Source organism: Paenibacillus sp. CF095, from assembly GCF_900101225.1.
Taxonomy (GTDB): Bacteria; Bacillota; Bacilli; order Paenibacillales; family Paenibacillaceae; genus Paenibacillus.
Genome location: NZ_FMZN01000001.1, coordinates 628490 through 647231, shown reverse-complemented (window position 1 = coordinate 647231; position 18742 = coordinate 628490). Strand labels below are relative to the sequence as shown.

Sequence of the window (18742 nt, the reverse complement as noted above, 5' to 3'; positions counted from 1 at the left end):
CCCAGAACCAGGGAATATGTCCCTGCCTCTGCGGCTCGTTGGTTTATACTCTAAATTCTGCCCTAATTGGATGGGACATGCTCCGAATTACGCTTCGATGTAAATACCGATCGATTTGCCTCCGGCTTCAACACGTTCCATCGACTCATTCGAACCAAAAGTGACTTCGGTTACGAGAACATTTTCACGCAACACATCATCAAACGCCTGAATAGCTTCCTGAAGGGATGCATCCACATCCAGCGTCAAACGTACTCTTTTCTCAATTGGCAGATCCAGTCGTTTCCGGGTATCCTGCACAGCACGAACCACTTCGCGGACCCAGCCTTCCTGTTCCAATGCTGGCGTGATTTCGGTATTGAGCGCCACCGTCAGACCGTAACCTGATGCTGAAGCAAAACCTGATTTGGCCTGTTTATCAACCAATAATTCTTCGCTCGTCACTTGCAGCTCTTCGCCTTCCGGAGAAACGATGTTCAGCACACCCTCCGAAACCACTTTACGCGTCTCATCAGCCGACATTCCCTTGAAGAAGTTTTGCAGGAATCCCACGTTTTTACCGTACTTCTTACCTGCAACTTTCAGGTTCAGCTTTAATGTAAAGTCAACAAATTCCGCATCATTATGCTCCGTACGGATTCCTTTTACGTTGATCTCTTCCTTGATGATCTCTTCATAACTTGCCAGGTCAAACCCTTTATCCAGAGAAACAATCAATTCGGACAGTGGCTGACGTGTCTTGATGCCTGTTTCGTTACGAACGTTACGGGCAAGTTCAACCACGCGGCGAGCCGTCTCCATGTCCTGTTCCAGTCCTGCATCAATCATCGCTTCATTGGCTACCGGATAGTCTTCCATGTGCACACTCTCACCTGTTGCAAGGTTCAGATAGATATCTTCTGCCAGCATCGGTGTGAACGGAGCAACCAACTTCGCAGTAGTCACCAGAACCTCAGTTAATGTGCGATATGCGTCCAGTTTATCCTCTGTCAGACCACTTCCCCAGAAACGGTCACGGGAACGACGGATATACCAGTTACTCAGTTCATCAACAAATGCTTCAATCGCTTTGGAAGAGTTCAGATAGTCGTTAACCAGCAACGCTTTTTCTACAACCAGGATCAGGCTGTTCAGTCTCGACAGAATCCAGCGATCCAGCTTGTGTGCGGACAGTTGGAACGGGTGCTCCTGTGGATCAAATCCATCAATGGTAGCATAAAGCGTCAGGAATGCATGGGTGTTAACCAGCGTATCCACCATTTTGGATTTGGCTTCGCCTACGATACCTTTGGAGAAACGTTTGCTGTTCCACGGTGCACTGTCAGACAACAAAGCCCAGCGGAATGCATCTGTACCGTATTCTTCAATCACTTCCCAAGGATCGATAACGTTACCTTTGGATTTGGACATCTTCTGTCCGTTCTCATCAAGAACGTGTCCTGTAGCCATAACCGCTTTGTAAGGCGCTTTGCCTGTCAAAAGGGTAGAAACCGCCAGCAAGCTGTAGAACCAGCCACGTGTCTGGTCAATTCCCTCACAGATCATATCAGCAGGATACTGCTGTTCGAATACTTCTTTATTTTCAAATGGATAGTGTTGCTGGGCAAACGGCATGGAGCCGCTGTCGAACCAGACATCGATCACTTCCGGTGTACGTTTCATTTCATATTTGCCACAAGAGCTCATGACTTTAACGTCATCCACATATGGTTTATGCAATTCAAGATTCTCAGGCACATCACCTACCGCACGAGCACGCAATTCTGCAATGCTGTGTGGAGCAAATTGTTCGCCAGTCTCCTCGCACACCCAGATGTTCAGCGGTGTTCCCCAATAACGATCACGGCTGATGTTCCAATCCACCAGATCCTCAAGGAATTTCCCGAAGCGACCTTCACGAACGTGACCTGGGTACCAATCCACTTCACTATTGTTGGCAATCAATTGGTCCTTGATGGCTGTCGTTTGGATAAACCAACTGTCCATTGCATAGTACAGAAGCGGTGTATCACAACGCCAGCAGAACGGATAGCTGTGCTCATATTTTTCTTTGCTGAACAAACGTCCATTTTCAGACAGATATCGCACGATATCAATATCACAATCCTTCACGAAACGTCCGGCAAAGTCAGTAACCTCAGCTACAAATTTACCTTCCAAGTCCACCATGTTCACAAAGCTGATCCCATTCTCACGGCATACACGGTAGTCATCTTCACCATGGGCAGGAGCCATGTGTACGATACCCGTACCACTTGCATCCGTTACAAAGCCTGCACCCAGAATGATGTTGGCTTTCTCAGCCTGTACGTAGTTGAACGGAGGATCATACGTTTTGCCAACCAGGTCGGCACCTTTCAGTGCACCGATGATCTCATACTCACCTTTGGTATCTTTCATCACTTTTTCAACCAGATTGGTTGCCATGATGTACACTTCATCACCTTGACGAACACGGGAGTAGTCCATATCCGGATTCACGGCAAGTGCAACGTGTGAAGGCAGTGTCCAAGGTGTTGTCGTCCAAGCCAGTACAAATTCTCCGCTGTCATTCAGTTTGAATTTCGCTGTAGCGCTCAGGTCTTTGACGTCTTTGTACCCTTGTGCAACTTCATGGGAACTCAGTGTTGTCTGACAAGATGGACAATACGGGCTCACACGGTGACCACGATACAACAGACCTTTCTCATGGATTGTCGCCAGGATGTTCCATACACTCTCGATGTAGTTGTTATCAAGAGTGATGTATGGGTTATCCATATCCGTCCAATATCCGATGCCTTCTGTCAGATCACGCCATTGTTGCTCGTACTCGAAAACACTCGCTTTACATTCGTTAATGAATTTTTCCACGCCGTAATCTTCGATTTCCCACTTGTGGGAGATACCAAGCTTCTTCTGTACACCCAGTTCTACAGGCAGACCATGTGTATCCCAGCCTGCTTTACGAACAACACGGTAACCCTTCATCGTGTTATACCGTCCAACAAAATCCTTGATTACCCGTCCCAGTACATGACCGATATGCGGTTTACCGTTCGCTGTTGGTGGACCCTCGTAAAATACGAAGTTTGGCTTGCCCTCCCGGTTTTCGATGGATCTTTTGAATGTATTCTCCGTTTTCCATTTATCTAACACGCGTAATTCTCTGGCACGTGCCTTCTCTTTGACGTCAACTCGTTGCATGATGATTATCTTCCCTTTCTTTGGTTGGATTGTGGACCGTCCACAAAAAGCGTTTCAATCCCCCTAAATCCCCCTTACCAAGGGGGACCCCATAGGCGCTCCGCCCTCTGGACACCCGGGATGGGTTGTCGGTGGGGATCGGTGGCGCTTATGGGCGAGGGGTGGATGTGCGTAGTGGCGGCCATTTTGCGGCTGTTCCCTGCGTGAACGCCGCATGGCCTTACCGCGAGGCGGGTGTTGCCGGGTGCTTCGCTCTCCCGGCGGGCGACTCTCTCCTTGAGTTCCCTTCGGGCCTCATGAACGCTCGCCTTAGCGAAACCCGTGTGCCGGGCGCTTCGCTCCCCCGGCGGGCGGCTCTCTCCTTGAGGTCCCTTTGGGCCTCATGCACGTTCGCCTTAGCGAAACCCGTGTGCCGGGTGCTTCGCTCCCCCGGCGGGTGGCTCTCTCCCTGAGGTCCCTTTGGGCCTCATGCACGTTCGCCTTAGCGAAACCCGTGTGCCGGGTGCTTCGCTCCCCCGGCGGGGCGGCTCTCTCCCTGAGGTCCCTTCGGGCCTCAGGAACGCTCGCCTTAGCGAACCCGTGTGCCGGGTGCTTCGCTCCCCCGGCAGGCGGCTCTCTCCCTGAGGTCCCTTCGGGCCTCATGGGCGTTCGCCTTTTTTGGACACAAAAAAGCCCCGTCCCTGGAAAGGGACGAGGCTATACTCGCGTTACCACCCTAATTCTGTTCATCACAAACCACATCCAGGCAAGCCTAGGTATGCTCTGTCATCAACAGCGCTTATGCCCCGCTAAACTACTGCAGGGTGCCGTTATAACGTACGGCTTACGGTTCGGCTTACACACGGCAATCAAGATCACCGCTTCAGCGTCACTTCTCCGGGGAGATATTCGGCTATAACTCATCCATTGGTTTGCACCAACCACCAACTCTCTGAGGGATGAGATCATAACGTACTGAACCCGTCATGGAATCACTATTCATTATGAATATAGTTATAGCCTCTTTGCAGACAAAAGTCAACCAGGCGACAGACTAATAAATTTCTTTCATCTCCCGCTCACGGTCACGCACTTCCTGCTCCCGGCTCTCTAGCACTTCCCAACCATCCTGAGTCAACAGTTCAAGCTGCGCTTCAACAAGCGTGCGGAAACGGGCACGATAAATCGATGCCTGCTTTTTCAGTTCTTCCACTTCCAAAGCAATTTTACGCGATTTTCCCAGCGATTCATTCACGATCCGGTCTGCATTCTTCTCTGCTTCCTTCACGATCAACTGCGCTTCTTTCTTCGCATTGTTCTTCACATCATCAGCAGCTTCCTGTGCAATGATGATCGTTTTGCTAAGTGTCTCTTCAATCGTGGCAAAATGATCCAGCTTTTCCTGAACGGACAGCAACTGATTGCTCAGCTCTTTGTTCTCGCGAATGACGCCTTCGTAATCTTTGATGACTTGATCCAGGAATTCATTGACTTCATCCTCGTCATACCCGCGCAAACGTCGGGAAAATTCCTTGTTGTGTATGTCCAGCGGCGTTAATGGCATGCTGTCCACCTCCTGTTAAAGTTCCTTCCCATCCAGAGAAGGTTTGCAGCACATGGGTACCACCCAAGGGGCCGTATCGTTGATGCCTATAAACTTGGCAACGTATACGGAATGCAGGATCAGAATTGCATCCTCCAACGTTCATGTAAAGCTTTGACTTAATGTATATCGGATACACCGCGTATTTTCTACACCTTTATGATAAACATTTCGACAAGAAAGCGGATTTTCCTGCAACAGACTCAGGCAAATTTGCCGATTTTCACTCTGCAGCGCCCTTTTTTGGTCATCCCATCCTGTTCCATAACCTTGAAACGGCCAAATCCCTGTATGGATACGACATCACCCGCTTTTAGCGATTTGGAGGGATCTTCCTCAACCTTCCAGTTCACACGGCAGCGCCCAGCTTTGATTGGCACCAGCACTTTACTGCGACTAAGCCGATACACATCTGCGCAGATTCCATCCAAACGAAGAGAAGCGACCGTAATGTCCATCGTCTCCAGCTTACTCTCTGACCATCGCATCTGATTCAAAGGAAGTAACTCTGTGAACACATGTAACCGATGAACCTGATTCAGTTGAAGCGATAAAAAAGCGCCGGTTTCCGCCGCCACCACTGTATGGCAACCGTCCTCCAGCACTTGGATATCCCCGATCTTTCCACGTTTCATCCCAAGCCCGAGCAGGGAACCCATATAGTCCCCATGCTCCAGCTCCGAAATTTTCTGATCATCAGACGTGATACTGAGCACCTGCATCCCCATATCCTCATCATCCAGATACATATAATCAGGTGCAACCAGCGCACGCTTGCGTTCAGCAGCCTCGTAACCACCATCCAGACGAATCTGAACGTCGTTACGACGATTGGCAAGAGTCTGTAAGATAAAAACCTGTCTTGGATCAAGGAAGTCAGTTAGCTTCATGTCATGATACTTACCTGCCCGCTCAACCCAATCCGAAGCCTTATCTACAAAATCCCGCTCATCATGGCTAAAATGTTCGTAAATTTCACCGCTCATCTATATCACCCTACCCTAATATACAAAATACCGAAGTATGGAGATCAGCCCATTAAGCGCGAGTTGCAGAACGATCAGCGCCACAATTGGGGAAATATCCAGCACACCGAACAAAGGGGGGATAAATCGACGGAATGGTCTTAGATATGGCTCCACTAATTTGCCCAGCCATTCACCGATGAAGCTTTCCCGCGCATTGGGAAGCCAAGACATCAATATGTAGACAATGACCATGTAAAAGTAAATCTGGTATAACGTGTACAACACGCTTTCAATCTGATACAAAAGTGGCTCACCTCATTCTGTTATAATCTTGCTCGCTGTCAGCCAGTATTTCCGTAATTGAGCCCTGAATTTCAACCGTATCTGGCGTACAGAGAAAAATGTTTCCGCCGATTTTGGAAATACCGCCACCCAATGCATATACCGTGCCACTCAAAAAATCAATAACGCGCAGCGCTTGGTCCTGGCGAATTCGTTGCAAGTTCACCACAACGGTACGATGCGAACGCAGATGGTCGGCAATTTCCTGAGCCTCGTCATAAGAACGCGGTTCATACAGGACAACTTTAACATTTTTCTGGGAATGAATGCTCACCACATTATTCCCCCTTTGGTTTCTACGTTTATCGAGACTGGAGGTTTCAGCTTCCTGATGTTCAGCCTCATTTTCCTCCTGCGCAGCCATTCGTTCACGTTCCACAATCTCTTCCTCTTCCTGAAGTCCGAGGAAATTCATAAATTTATTCATTACGCCCATCGTGAACCCTCCTCTTTTCCTACGAGAATCGATCCTAGCCGTACCCAGGTTGCACCTTCTTCAATGGCCACTTCAAAATCATTGGACATCCCCATCGACAGCTCAGTCAATGGCTCTGCTGTAAGGGCTTGTCCATTCAATTGATCTCTCAGCTCACGCAAGCCACGAAATACGGGACGCGTCAGCTCCGGATCTTCCTCATGAGGTGCCATGGTCATCAGGCCAACGACCTTGAGATTGTTGAACGAACGAATATCACGCAAAAAAGAACTTGCCTGTTCAGGCTGTAATCCATACTTGCTCTCTTCACCCGAAATATTCACCTGCAAAAACGTTTCCACTTGGATGCCAAGTGAAGCGGCTTTTTTATCCAACTCCTTCGCCAATGACAAACGATCCAGTGAATGTATGTAACGAAACTTGCCAATCACGTCTTTCACCTTGTTTGTCTGCAAATGACCGATAAAATGCCAGGTACCCTGCTGACCAAAAGCTTCCCATTTGGCCTGTGCATCCTGCCACCGGTTTTCTCCAATATGCTCAAGACCATGATTCAGCACCGATCCCGTTGTTTCAAGTGAGACATATTTCGTGACCGCAATCACATTCACATCATCACGATGACGGTTACTGCGCCGACATGCGTCTTCGATCTTCTGATTTACCTGTTGAATACGCTCCTCCAATGACACAGAGGGTCACCTCTCTTCCAGCCCAATCCAACTCGCCATCCGCCCTGTAACACCATTTTCCTTCCGATAGGAGAAAAATAGTTCGGGATGACAACTTGTACACCATGTTGTACATTCGATATGATCCGGCATTATTCCTGCTTTCATCATAATGTGTCGATTACATTCTTTCAAGTTTAACATCGTTTTACCGTTATTCACGGCTCGATATGCTTGTTTAGAAGCAGAATCCTTGTATTCATCATTAACCGGGGAATCATCAAACCAAACCCGTACATGCTGCATGACCGCCTCATCCACTTCATAACAGCAATCCCCAATCGAGGGACCGATTGCAGCCCGGATGTCCTGCCTGCGGCTGCCATACTCCCGTTCCATCGTCTCCACCATGGATACAGCGATACCCGCAACTGTACCTTTCCAGCCGGCATGAGCAAGACCTACCGCTTGCTGCACTGGGTCATAGAAATAAAGCGGAACACAGTCTGCGTAGAAAGAAGTCAGCAGCACACCAGGCACATTCGTGACCAATCCATCCGTATCCTGCAACGCAGATTGACGATCAAATAATCCTCTGCTCCGATCTTCAGCGGTAATTACAGCTACATGTTTGCCATGCACCTGCTCTCCACAGGTCCATGCTTCTGCTGCAAAGCCAAGCTTCTCGGTTACAAGTCTGCGGTTGTTAAGTACAACTTCAGGGTCATCCCCCACATGATAAGCACAATTGAGCGTGGCATACGGAGCTTTTCCGACTCCACCATGCCTCGTCGTAAAACCGACTGACAACTGTTCAAATTGCTGTGTCCAGGGCTCAACATATAATAATAACGGATCAGGACTGAAATCTGAATTTGGGTTCTTGGTCCGTTCAAGTAATTCCTTATCCAATACAAAGGGTTCCATTATCTCACCTCACCACTTCCAGTGTACCAAATGAGCCACATTCTGTCTCATTTATATCGTTCGACGCTGATTACGGTCTGATCGTTCAATGCGTTCCACACGGTCTGTGCGGTTATGCTGCTGTTCATCATACAGGCGCGCTTCGCGATCACGTTCGTCATACGTGTTTTCCTTTACCTCATCCATCTTTACCAGAATCACATCTGAGCCAATCTTCACAATATTTCTCCAGGGAATCACCAGATCCGTTCCCCCGCCAAAAAGACCCATAAAACGGCTGTACCCCGGCACTACAATCGCTTCAATTCGTCCCTGCTTCAGATCCAGCTCCAAGTCACTGATCTGACCCAGGCGTTTACCATCCGTAATGTTAATGACATCCTTTGTCTGAAAGTCCGAGATTTTCATGCCTCGTGCCGCTACTTCGCTCGTATTTACTTTCATTCATCTCCGCCCCCTGTTATTCCTCTTCTGCCCGTTCCTCACGCTTCTATACAATATATGTTTCAGGGGCGAAAAATGTCCTGTTTTTCATTGAATGTGGAAACGGCTTAACACAAAAAGACGACCAACGGTATACACTGCCCCGATTGATCGTCCTCCTGCTCTTGCATCGTGTTACGACTTCACATGTTTCTGCATCTGTTGTATCGCTGATTTCTCCAGTCGTGATACCTGAGCCTGGGAAATGCCAATTTCATCAGCCACTTCCATCTGGGTTTTCCCTTCGAAAAACCGCATCGACAAAATCATTTTTTCCCGCTGACCAAGACGATGCATCGCTTCACGCAGTGCAATTTCCTCGATCCACGAGACATCCTTGTTTCTGTCATCACTGATCTGATCCATGACATAGATCGGATCTCCACCATCATGATAAATCGGTTCGAAGAGCGAGACCGGGTCCTGAATGGCGTCCAATGCAAAAACAACATCTTCCTTCGGCACATTCAGTACTTCCGCAATTTCGAATATCGTCGGTTCCCGGGAGTTTTTATTCGTCAGGCTGTCACGGACCTGAAGTGCTTTGTAAGCAATGTCCCTCAAGGAGCGAGATACCCGAATTGGGTTATTATCACGCAGGTATCGACGGATTTCACCGATAATCATCGGCACCGCGTAGGTTGAAAATTTGACATTCTGGGATAAATCAAAATTATCAATGGCTTTCATCAGGCCGATGCAACCAACCTGGAACAGATCATCGACAAACTCCCCCCGATTGTTAAAACGCTGAATGACACTGAGTACCAGACGCAGGTTGCCATTCACTAATTTCTCTCTTGCTGAGCGATCATGGTGTTGCTGAAGGGAATGAAACAATTCCCGCATTTCAGTGTTGGTGAGGACAGGCAATTTTGCGGTGTCCACGCCACAAATCTCGACTTTGTTTCGGGTCATCGTGATTTACCTCCCAAGGAGAAACATTAATGTACATTATCTCCGGGGCAGGCTTTTTTATTCGTACTTGGCACCCTTGCCAGTAATACCCATTCTGACCAAAGATGTATTTCAGACCATTTTATTGAACTCCTTGCGGAGTCTTTTAATGATTCTTTTTTCGAGTCGAGAGATGTAGGATTGGGAGATTCCGAGGAGATCCGCTACATCTTTTTGAGTCTTTTCTTCCCCATCCGTCAGGCCAAAACGAAGCTCCATAATCATTCGCTCGCGCTCCGTTAATTTTTCCAGTGCCTTGTGCAAAAGTTTCCGGTCTACCTGCTCTTCAATATTCCGATAGATTGTATCGTTTTCAGTACCCAATACATCGGATAATAATAGTTCATTTCCATCCCAATCAATGTTGAGCGGTTCATCAAAAGAAACTTCAGTTCGGATCTTACTATTACGTCTCAGGTACATCAAAATTTCATTTTCGATACAACGTGAAGCATAGGTTGCCAGTTTGATTTTCTTTTCCGGGTCAAATGTATTAACTGCCTTAATCAATCCGATGGCTCCAATGGAGACCAAATCCTCAATATTGATTCCAGTGTTTTCAAATTTGCGTGCGATGTACACCACCAGACGCAGATTGCGCTCAATAAGCATCGCGCGAATGGCCGAGTCTCCCGAGGATAATTTTTGCAGTAAAAATTCTTCTTCTTCCCTTGTCAATGGCGGCGGAAGTGCCTCACTTCCCCCAATATAATAGATCTCTTCGCTTTTGAGTCCCAATAAAAATAACAGACGGTAATATTGCAGCTGCGCCACCAGTTTCCATTTCACAAGCATGTACGTTCCTCCTATACCACATTCAGCGGCTTTTCTGTTGCTCCCGCAGAGAGAGCCGTAGACTGCGCAGAAGCAGCGTCTTGCACAAGTTCAGGATGAATCACGGCCTGGTATTTCCCATCCGACGACAAAACACCTCCATCCAGCCCAATGAGTACTCTTGTCGTCTCATAACATGTTTCCTCCATCGTCACCTTCACCCGGTCCGGCTTCATGGCCAACATAAACGCAGTCCCTTTGTTAATGCCCCGATAAGGCACTAGCCGCAGTCGATCCTGCCACTGAAAACTTTCCTGATCAAGCTCGAGAATAAGGTTGTCCGGCGCCTCGTCCTTGAGTCTACCCTTCCATGAAGCAGGTAACATGTCTTGCCATAACGAAACCTCCATCACCATGACCGGCATGCGCGATAAGGGATCTGTAAGTTGATTGCCCGTATCCAGAAGGCCTGTACAAGAAATGACTACCTCATCGATGCAGACCTCAACTTTGCCCAAATAGGTCGTCATGCGATCCGTTTTCCGTTTTGAACTCTGCACAGCTTTGAATAAAAACAGGACAGCAAAAAATACGATAAACGTGAACCAGAAAGCAATTTTCAGATCAAATGACATACCGCCAGAAGCCGTGAACCAAATGCCGTTAAACAACTCACCGGAGCTCTGAAGCATGTAATGCACACCCAGAATACCTCCGGCAGCGACAAAATTAATCACATAGAAGGTACCGAGCGTCCTCGCAAAAGCCTGCAGACCCTTAAAACCAAAAGCAATCGTAAGCATGACCAGCGAGAACCCGAACTTGATCAAAAAGGTGAACATAAAATCAAACTCCGGTACAAACATCATGACCACGTATAATGCACCCACAATGGCTGACAGCAACCATCGCCACCAAACCAGCTTTGTCTTGCGCATCCAGGCGGTCATTCCGATGAGTGCACCGTCAATACACAGGTTTGTCAAAAAAATTAAATCCACATAAACAACCAAAGTCTTCACCTGCCTGCGCGCAACATATCGAAATACCGGTACCCGATATCCTGATATTCATGAGCATATTCACAAGTATACGGAGCCCCCTGTTCAAAGTCTGTCTAATCATGGGGGTGTGGTTCCAACTTTTTTTGTCGGAATTGCTCAGGCCCTTTGTTCAGAATTTGTTCATTGCTGTATGCTATGATATCTAAATAAACAGAAAAAACCCGGTCGCTCCATAAGGAGTACCGGGTTTCCAATAAATTGATTTGCGTATTAATCGTTGTTGTTATTGCGTGAACGATTGCGTAAAAATGTCGGAATGTCCAGCTGATCATTGCTCGGCTGATTTCCGAAAGGACGCAGGTTCGGCGAACGCGTATCCGTCGTCTCCGCTGTTGCTGGAGCTGGCTTACGTCCTGGTGGTGGTGGAGCAGGTTTATCTTCAAAACCAGTTGCAATAACTGTAACCTTAATCTCCTCTTTCAGGTCTTCGTCAATGATGGCACCAAAGATCATGTTTACTTCCGGGTCGGAAGCAGACGTTACGATCTCTGCCGCTTCGTTCACTTCATACAGGGACAGATTAATGCCACCCGTAATGTTCATGATTACGCCGCGAGCACCTTCAATAGAAGTTTCAAGCAAAGGACTCATAATGGCTTTCCGTGCTGCTTCTGCCGCACGATTCTCACCTGTTGATTCACCAATCCCCATAAGTGCAGAACCACGTTCATGCATAATCGTTTTGACGTCAGCAAAGTCAAGGTTGATCAGACCCGGTACAGCGATCAAATCAGAGATACCTTGTACCGCTTGACGAAGTACGTTATCCGCTTGACGGAACGCTTCAAGCATAGGTGTCTTTTTATCTACGATTTCGAGCAAACGATCATTAGGAATTACGATCAGTGTGTCGACTTTTTCCTTGAGAGCTTCAATACCTTGCTCTGCATGGCTGGAACGCTTGCGTCCTTCAAATGTAAATGGGCGAGTTACGACACCCACTGTAAGTGCACCACACTCTTTAGCGATTTCGGCAATAACCGGAGCCGCACCTGTACCTGTACCACCGCCCATACCGGCTGTAACAAATACCATGTCTGCACCTTTCAATGTGTTCATGATCAGATCGCGGGACTCTTCCGCTGCTTTTTTACCTACATCCGGGTTGGCGCCAGCACCAAGACCACGAGTCAATTTATCACCGATTTGCAATTTATGCTCGGATTTCGCCAGGTGTAACGCCTGCGCATCCGTATTCACCGTAATAAATTCAACACCTTGTACACCATTTTCAATCATACGGTTGACTGCATTGCTTCCGCCGCCGCCTACACCGATGACTTTAATTTGAGCCAAGCTCTCCATCTCGAAATCAAATTCCAACATATTATTCCATCTCCCCCTCAATGTGCATGGATGGCCCGTCCAATTTTTGATTTGAACCGAATCAATTTCATATATCGACGAACGAAAGCGTTTATTTTAGTACCGGCGCATTCAGACGGCTTACAAGAATGTATGAAATGGATCCAACCTGTTATATAAATTCGCTGAACATATTCTTCAGCCGTTCGAACAGACCGGGTTTTTGCTCCGATTCCTGTGCCGTATTTGGCTTCGGACGGTTGGTCGGTTTCTTGTTGTTATTATTGTTGTTGTTGTTATTTCCACCGCCGTTATTGATCGAGGGACGAATGCGCAAACTGCGAATTACACTGTGCAATATGCCGACTCCGCTTGTAAACCCAGGGTCACGCACACCAATATAATCCGGAACTGCAACTCGTACCGAAGCAGCAAGCTCATGCTGAGCGACCTGCAGAACCCCCGGCATAGAGACCGTACCTCCCGTTAGTATATAACCTCCAGGAAGCTCGTTGTAACCAAGACGCTTCACTTCTTGGGATATCATCTGGAATATTTCCTGAACCCTAGGTTCAATAATAGCCGCCAGATCCTCTTGTGAAAACTCCTTGTCTACATTACTGCCAATTCGGGTGACTTTGAACATCACATCCGCAGCAGCATCATCCAACCAGGCACAACCATATTTCAGTTTCACCTTCTCCGCCTGATCCGTTAACGTGCGTAAGCCATAGGCGATATCATTTGTTACGAATTCCCCACCTATAGGCAACGTTGATGTTGCAACAAGACTGTCTTCTTCAAAAATGGCGATGGTGGTTGCACCTGCTCCAATATCAACAAGCACTGAACCCATCGTTTTTTCATCTTTGGACAAAGCCAGTTGACCCGCTCCAAGCGACATGAGAACCAGATCGCTTACTTTCAGACCCGCTTTTTCCACGCAGCGCAAAAGATTATGTATCGCGGTTTTTGCACCCGTTATGATCGTTGCTTCAACTTCCAAACGAACACCAATCATACCACGGGGGTCCTGTATGCCCTCCAAGCCATCTACAACATATTGCTTGGCGACAACATCAATAATTTCCCGTTCCGGCGGAACTGCAATGACTTCGGCTGCTTTCAACACCCGTTCCATGTCTTCTTCTCCGATTTCACGATCCTCGTTAGACACAGCCACGACGCCGTGACTGCTCATCAGTCCGATATGATTTCCCGAGATTCCAACATACACTTCGGATATTTGAATACCTACCATACGTTCTGCATGATCCACTGCGTTGCGAATCGACTGCACCGTCTGATCGATATCTACGATTACACCTTTGCGAATTCCCTCCGAGTCGGCAGATCCAACTCCTATAATATTAAAGGTTCCATTATTCATTTCCCCAATAATAGCGCGAATTTTGGATGTACCGATGTCCAAACTAACAATGATGTCATTGTTGCTCAAGTCTGTGGCACCTCCTGACTCCAATAGTAAATTAAGTTCGAATTTAAACACTCTTAAAACATATTCAACACACTTCAGGCTTTCCCTCTTTTTTCTACAATGTTTTTGGGTGTCAAAATCTGGTTGCCAGACATAAAACATTGAAGAAAAAAGAAGGAGGCAACTCATGTGCCATAAGTTCAAGTGTATCATTTTTTCTTCATCTCAGAAAGAACAAGTTTCATTGCTCTGACGGGGCCAAACCCCGACCTGCCTAGGCTTTCATATTCAGTCCAGCCTCATAATGGCAAAGATCAGGGGGTTCCTCCTAGTTCAGCATCATCTTCCGGGTCATCCGGGATGAAAGGGACATAGGTATCTGCCTCAAGCATGGTGATTTTCCCAGGCCGTTCGGTCTCAATCACCTGATTCAGATACTCCACTTTATCCGATAAAAGAGAGACGGTTGTAATCACTTCAAACTGTGATTTGGTATACATCCGAATCTGATCCGGAAATGAAGGTGTTGGATTCGGAATAATTTCCGAAATATCCGTCGTCAATTCATTCGGAATTTTAGCCAGTGTCTGGCTCAGTTTGGCTTTGAGTGGATCATCAGCCTTCCATTGGGTCAATATGGGCTTCTCCACAGCAACACCAATTGTTGCCGGAACCGTCAAGCTTGTCCCACTGGCTAATATCGCTTTTAACGTACCGTCAGAACCAAGCTCATAAGCAACCGTGGCATATTCCTGAACCTTGATATGGATAATACCCGGAAATTGCTTGTCCACGGTAACGGTGGAAATCGCCTTGATGGTCTTGAGACGCTCAATAACCTCGGCAGTACTTGTCCCAAAAAATTGTTCGCCTTCTTTCAGCCCGCTTTTCTCCAGCAGTTCTGAAGTTGCTGTATATACATTACCCGTAATTTCAATTGCCGAAATCCGACTCATGGAAGAACGAAAGAATAATACAGCGAGCAATACAATAAATAATAATAAGAGAATAATTACAATTTTGCGGCTTGTGTTTCCTTTTGGCCGATTCTTCTTCAGAACCGGAATTTGACTTTTAGGCATAAGTAGCGCTCCACAAAGCCTCAGGTCCCCTCCCTTCAAGAAGGGGACGCCAAGGACGTTAATTGGCAAAATCCAACTGTTTCGAAACGGGCGACTGTCGCTCAACCGATGCTCCAAGACTTTGGAATAACTTCTCGATCTGATCGTAGCCCCGGTCAATATGATGCACTTGCTCCACAACCGTTTTGCCTTGAGCAGCCAGACCAGCAATTACCAGAGCTGCACCTGCACGAAGATCGGTTGCTTCTACTGTAGCCCCGTACAGACGGGGAACACCACGGATAAATGCTGCGTTCAGATCGACTGAAATATCAGCCCCCATCACATTCAGTTCATCCACATGTTTGAACCGGCCCTCGAATACCGTTTCCTTCATCACACTGAATCCGTCTGCCAAACTGAGCAGCACCATGATTTGCGATTGCAAATCTGTCGGAAACGAAGGATACGGAGAAGTCACAATACGGTCTACTGATTTGGGACGGCTCATACAGCTCACCGTCATTATATCATTGCAGACTGTGATTTGAACACCAGTGCGCTTCAATACATGTATAAGTGAAGTAAGATGAGCAGGATTGCAGTGTGTAAGCGTAACATTGCCTCGTGTTGCTGCTGCTGCAATCATTACGGTTCCGGCAACGATTCGATCCGGTATAATCTCATAGGAACAAGGCTTCAGTTTCTCAACGCCATTGATCGTGATTGTATCCGTTCCTGCACCAATAATACTTGCACCCATAGCATTCAAAAAGTGTTGCAGGTCCTGTATTTCAGGTTCTCTTGCCGCGTTGCAAATGGTTGTTGTGCCTTTAGCCATAACGGCTGCCATCATGATATTCTCGGTGGCTCCCACACTCGGGAAATCCAAATGAATATCTGTACCCACCAGATTGTGCCCATGACATATAATCTGTTGGTCCTGCTCTTCAATCAAAGCTCCGAGCGCTTCCAGGCCCCGGAGGTGAAGATCAATTTTGCGTTCTCCAATGGCACAACCGCCTGGCTGATACACTGACACTTGCCCAAACTTAGCCAGCAATGGTCCCATCAAAAAAATGGAAGAGCGCATCTGCTTCATTAGATCTTCTGGCACATCATATGACCGGATAGACGAGGTATTAATCGTCACTGTTCCCTGTTCATGCCGACACGTGCATCCAAGCCGTTCCAGGATATACAGCATCACTTCAATGTCCAGCAAGTGTGGAACGTTATGCAGTGTAACTTCTCCATCTGCCAACAAACTTGCGGCCATAATCGGTAAAGCGGCATTTTTTGCTCCATGGATGCGTATGGATCCTGAGAGGGGTTTCCCGCCTTCAATCACCAATTTGTCCAATGTATCACCTCCGGGGTTTACCGCTCACCCACTACGAAGACTTCCGGTACCAGGTTAATACCGTTTTGAGATGATATAGTGCTCTGTATCTGCTGCATTAGGGTGATAACGTCCTCTGCTGTTGCTTGGCCTGTATTAACAATGAAATTGGCATGCATGGTGGATACCTGTGCGCCTCCCTGGGTCATTCCTTTCAGCCCTGCTGCTTCAATCAGGCGGGCTGCATGATCACCCGGTGGATTTCGAAATACACTACCTGCACATGCCATCTGCAGTGGCTGTGTGCAACGCCGGCGATCTTTGTAAGCCGCCATGGTTTCCGAAATGACTTTGCGTTCTCCATGCTGTAGTTCAAATGTAGCTTCCAGCACGATGCCTCTCCGATCATGTAGAACAGAGTGGCGGTAGGCAAAATCCATGTCCTCCTTGCTGTAACGTACCAATTCCCCTGTCTCCAGTACAATCTCAGCGAATTTGAATATCCGTGACACATCCGATCCATGAGCACCTGCATTCATGTATACGGCTCCACCGACAGTGCCGGGGATACCGCTGCCGAATTCCAGACCGGTCCATTCCTTTTTGGCAGCAACCACACTGAGTTTAACAAAAGAATGCGCTGCTCCGGCGGTTACACCACCTTCGTGAAATTCGGCATAATCAAAACCATCGCCTGGTTTCACCACAACACCACGTATTCCTTTGTCTGACACCAGCATGTTTGAGCCCCGTCCAAGTTGCATCCACGGAATCTGAACCTTGTGAAGCAATTGAACGAGATTCATCATCTGCTCTTTATTCTCGGGAATGACCAGTGCATCCGCAGGACCGCCGATCTTCCATGTGGTGTATTTGGCTAGCGGTTCGTTTTCAAGAACTCTGCCAACATTATTCTGGGATAGTAACGATATCCACTGATGCATGTTTGCTTCCTCCTTTGCTTCAAGACCGATGAGCACGGTATGTTCTGTTGATACAGACCGTGTTCTGGCGCCATGGAACGATGGTCACGATTTATACGGTATCTTATGTCAGCCATGTCTTGTGTGTGACAATCGCCCACAATCACACTTTATCGGCGTGCAGCAAGACGCTGAATTTCATGAACAAGCACTTCAGCTGCATCGGGTTTCCCCAGTTTCCGGGAGGCTTCAGCCATTCGTTTGCGTCCCGATTCATCATTCATAATCTTGGCGATGGCTTCATACATGACTTTGCCTGTAAGATCCTTCTCCAGCATCGTGAGTGACGCACCTCCACCTTCAAGCGTGCGTGCATTGGCTTCCTGATGATTATTAGTCACGTTAGGTGAAGGAATCAGGATCGAAGGAATACCCAGTGATGTGATCTCCGCAAGGAATGATGCACCTGCGCGGTTTACAATCAAGGATGTGCAGGCAAGCACCTCAGGCATATTGTGCACGTAAGGCAGGACATGCAGGTGGTTTGGCATCGTACCCAATGAGCTGCGAATGGCTTCACGCGTTTCATCAAAATAGGTATCCCCTGTCACGTAAACTACGTGTACATCGTCCAGTTGTTCCAGCAATGGAGCCATGTCCACCATGGCCTGATTGATTGCTTTTGCCCCGCGACTGCCACCAACCACAAGAACAACACGGCTGTTCATCGGTACACCTAACGTGGCAAAACCACGATCACGGCTAGCCTGTGCTACCGTAGTCGCTCGCGGATTACCAGTGTAGATCACCTTTTTTGCGCCGGAAAACGATTTTTCAGAACCTTCAAAGCTAACGGCAACCGTGTCCACATAACGCATCAAAAATTTGTTCGTCAGACCAGGAATGGCGTTCTGTTCATGAATTATACTCGGAATTCCCAGTTTTGTTGCTGCATATACCACAGGTCCACACACATATCCACCTGTACCAATCACAACATCCGGTTTGAATTCCTTCAGCATTTTTTTGGACTTGCGTACACCTTGAATGAAACGCATGACCGTTTTCAGGTTGTCGATGGACAATTTCCGCCGAAAGCCCGTAATATCAATGGATTTAAAAGGAATATTTTCTTGGGGTACCAGCTTGCTTTCCAGCCCTCTGGTTCCTCCGATGTATAGAAATGTCGAGTCCGGGTTCTCCGCCTCGCATTGTCTTGCTATGGCAACGGCCGGATAGATATGTCCACCCGTACCGCCACCGCTTAGAACGACTCGCATCGC

17 protein-coding genes and 1 other annotated feature are annotated in these 18742 nt (G+C 47.6%); all 17 genes read right to left on the bottom strand.

Features of this window, described 5'->3' with window-relative positions; translation table 11 throughout:
- Nucleotides 1-87 precede the first annotated feature (87 nt).
- Nucleotides 88-3186, bottom strand: a complete 3099-nt coding sequence (ileS, locus tag BLS69_RS02810) for an isoleucine--tRNA ligase (RefSeq protein WP_091028491.1) — start codon at nt 3184-3186, stop codon at nt 88-90.
- A gap of 683 nt (nt 3187-3869) precedes the next feature.
- Nucleotides 3870-4162: a binding site (T-box leader), on the bottom strand.
- 57 nt (nt 4163-4219) lie between these two features.
- Nucleotides 4220-4729 carry a DivIVA domain-containing protein gene (locus tag BLS69_RS02800; RefSeq protein WP_062835445.1) on the bottom strand — a complete coding sequence of 170 codons (510 nt, stop codon included), beginning with the start codon at nt 4727-4729 and terminating at the stop codon, nt 4220-4222.
- Between the two features lie 242 nt (nt 4730-4971).
- Nucleotides 4972-5754: a YlmH family RNA-binding protein gene (locus BLS69_RS02795; RefSeq protein WP_091028488.1), complete on the bottom strand. Its 783-nt coding sequence runs from the start codon at nt 5752-5754 to the stop codon at nt 4972-4974.
- A 15-nt stretch (nt 5755-5769) separates the two neighbouring features.
- The gene (locus tag BLS69_RS02790; RefSeq protein ID WP_260632824.1) at nt 5770-6039 is read right to left on the bottom strand and encodes a YggT family protein; all 270 of its coding nucleotides are present in this window, start codon (nt 6037-6039) and stop codon (nt 5770-5772) included.
- Between the two features lie 7 nt (nt 6040-6046).
- Entirely contained in the window at nt 6047-6514 is a 468-nt protein-coding gene (locus BLS69_RS02785; protein WP_036614853.1) for a cell division protein SepF, read from the bottom strand.
- Nucleotides 6505-7206 carry a YggS family pyridoxal phosphate-dependent enzyme gene (locus BLS69_RS02780; protein ID WP_017687312.1) on the bottom strand — a complete coding sequence of 234 codons (702 nt, stop codon included), beginning with the start codon at nt 7204-7206 and terminating at the stop codon, nt 6505-6507. Before BLS69_RS02780 ends, BLS69_RS02785 begins: the two co-directional genes overlap by 10 nt.
- A gap of 6 nt (nt 7207-7212) precedes the next feature.
- Nucleotides 7213-8112 carry a peptidoglycan editing factor PgeF gene (gene pgeF, locus BLS69_RS02775; RefSeq protein ID WP_091028486.1) on the bottom strand — a complete coding sequence of 300 codons (900 nt, stop codon included), beginning with the start codon at nt 8110-8112 and terminating at the stop codon, nt 7213-7215.
- A 51-nt stretch (nt 8113-8163) separates the two neighbouring features.
- Nucleotides 8164-8556, bottom strand: coding sequence for a YlmC/YmxH family sporulation protein (locus tag BLS69_RS02770; RefSeq protein WP_165980230.1), 393 nt, complete (start codon nt 8554-8556; stop codon nt 8164-8166).
- Between the two features lie 174 nt (nt 8557-8730).
- The gene (gene sigG, locus BLS69_RS02765; RefSeq protein ID WP_017687309.1) at nt 8731-9513 is read right to left on the bottom strand and encodes an RNA polymerase sporulation sigma factor SigG; all 783 of its coding nucleotides are present in this window, start codon (nt 9511-9513) and stop codon (nt 8731-8733) included.
- Nucleotides 9514-9624: 111 nt separating this feature from the next.
- On the bottom strand, nt 9625-10347 hold the full coding sequence (sigE, locus tag BLS69_RS02760; protein WP_017687308.1) for an RNA polymerase sporulation sigma factor SigE: 723 nt from the start codon (nt 10345-10347) through the stop codon (nt 9625-9627).
- Nucleotides 10348-10358: 11 nt separating this feature from the next.
- Nucleotides 10359-11339: a sigma-E processing peptidase SpoIIGA gene (gene spoIIGA, locus BLS69_RS02755; protein WP_091014080.1), complete on the bottom strand. Its 981-nt coding sequence runs from the start codon at nt 11337-11339 to the stop codon at nt 10359-10361.
- A 261-nt stretch (nt 11340-11600) separates the two neighbouring features.
- Entirely contained in the window at nt 11601-12716 is a 1116-nt protein-coding gene (gene ftsZ / locus BLS69_RS02750) for a cell division protein FtsZ (protein WP_091028484.1), read from the bottom strand.
- Nucleotides 12717-12867: 151 nt separating this feature from the next.
- Nucleotides 12868-14154: a cell division protein FtsA gene (gene ftsA, locus BLS69_RS02745; RefSeq protein ID WP_074095848.1), complete on the bottom strand. Its 1287-nt coding sequence runs from the start codon at nt 14152-14154 to the stop codon at nt 12868-12870.
- A gap of 293 nt (nt 14155-14447) precedes the next feature.
- A complete protein-coding gene (locus tag BLS69_RS02740; protein ID WP_091028483.1) occupies nt 14448-15215 on the bottom strand; it encodes a cell division protein FtsQ/DivIB in 768 nt (255 codons plus the stop codon).
- A 58-nt stretch (nt 15216-15273) separates the two neighbouring features.
- The gene (murA, locus tag BLS69_RS02735) at nt 15274-16557 is read right to left on the bottom strand and encodes a UDP-N-acetylglucosamine 1-carboxyvinyltransferase (RefSeq protein WP_036614867.1); all 1284 of its coding nucleotides are present in this window, start codon (nt 16555-16557) and stop codon (nt 15274-15276) included.
- 17 nt (nt 16558-16574) lie between these two features.
- The gene (gene murB / locus BLS69_RS02730; protein ID WP_091028481.1) at nt 16575-17480 is read right to left on the bottom strand and encodes a UDP-N-acetylmuramate dehydrogenase; all 906 of its coding nucleotides are present in this window, start codon (nt 17478-17480) and stop codon (nt 16575-16577) included.
- Between the two features lie 149 nt (nt 17481-17629).
- Complete coding sequence (gene murG, locus BLS69_RS02725; RefSeq protein WP_091028479.1) at nt 17630-18739, bottom strand: undecaprenyldiphospho-muramoylpentapeptide beta-N-acetylglucosaminyltransferase; 1110 nt, start codon at nt 18737-18739, stop codon at nt 17630-17632.
- Between the last annotated feature and the right edge of the window lie 3 nt (nt 18740-18742).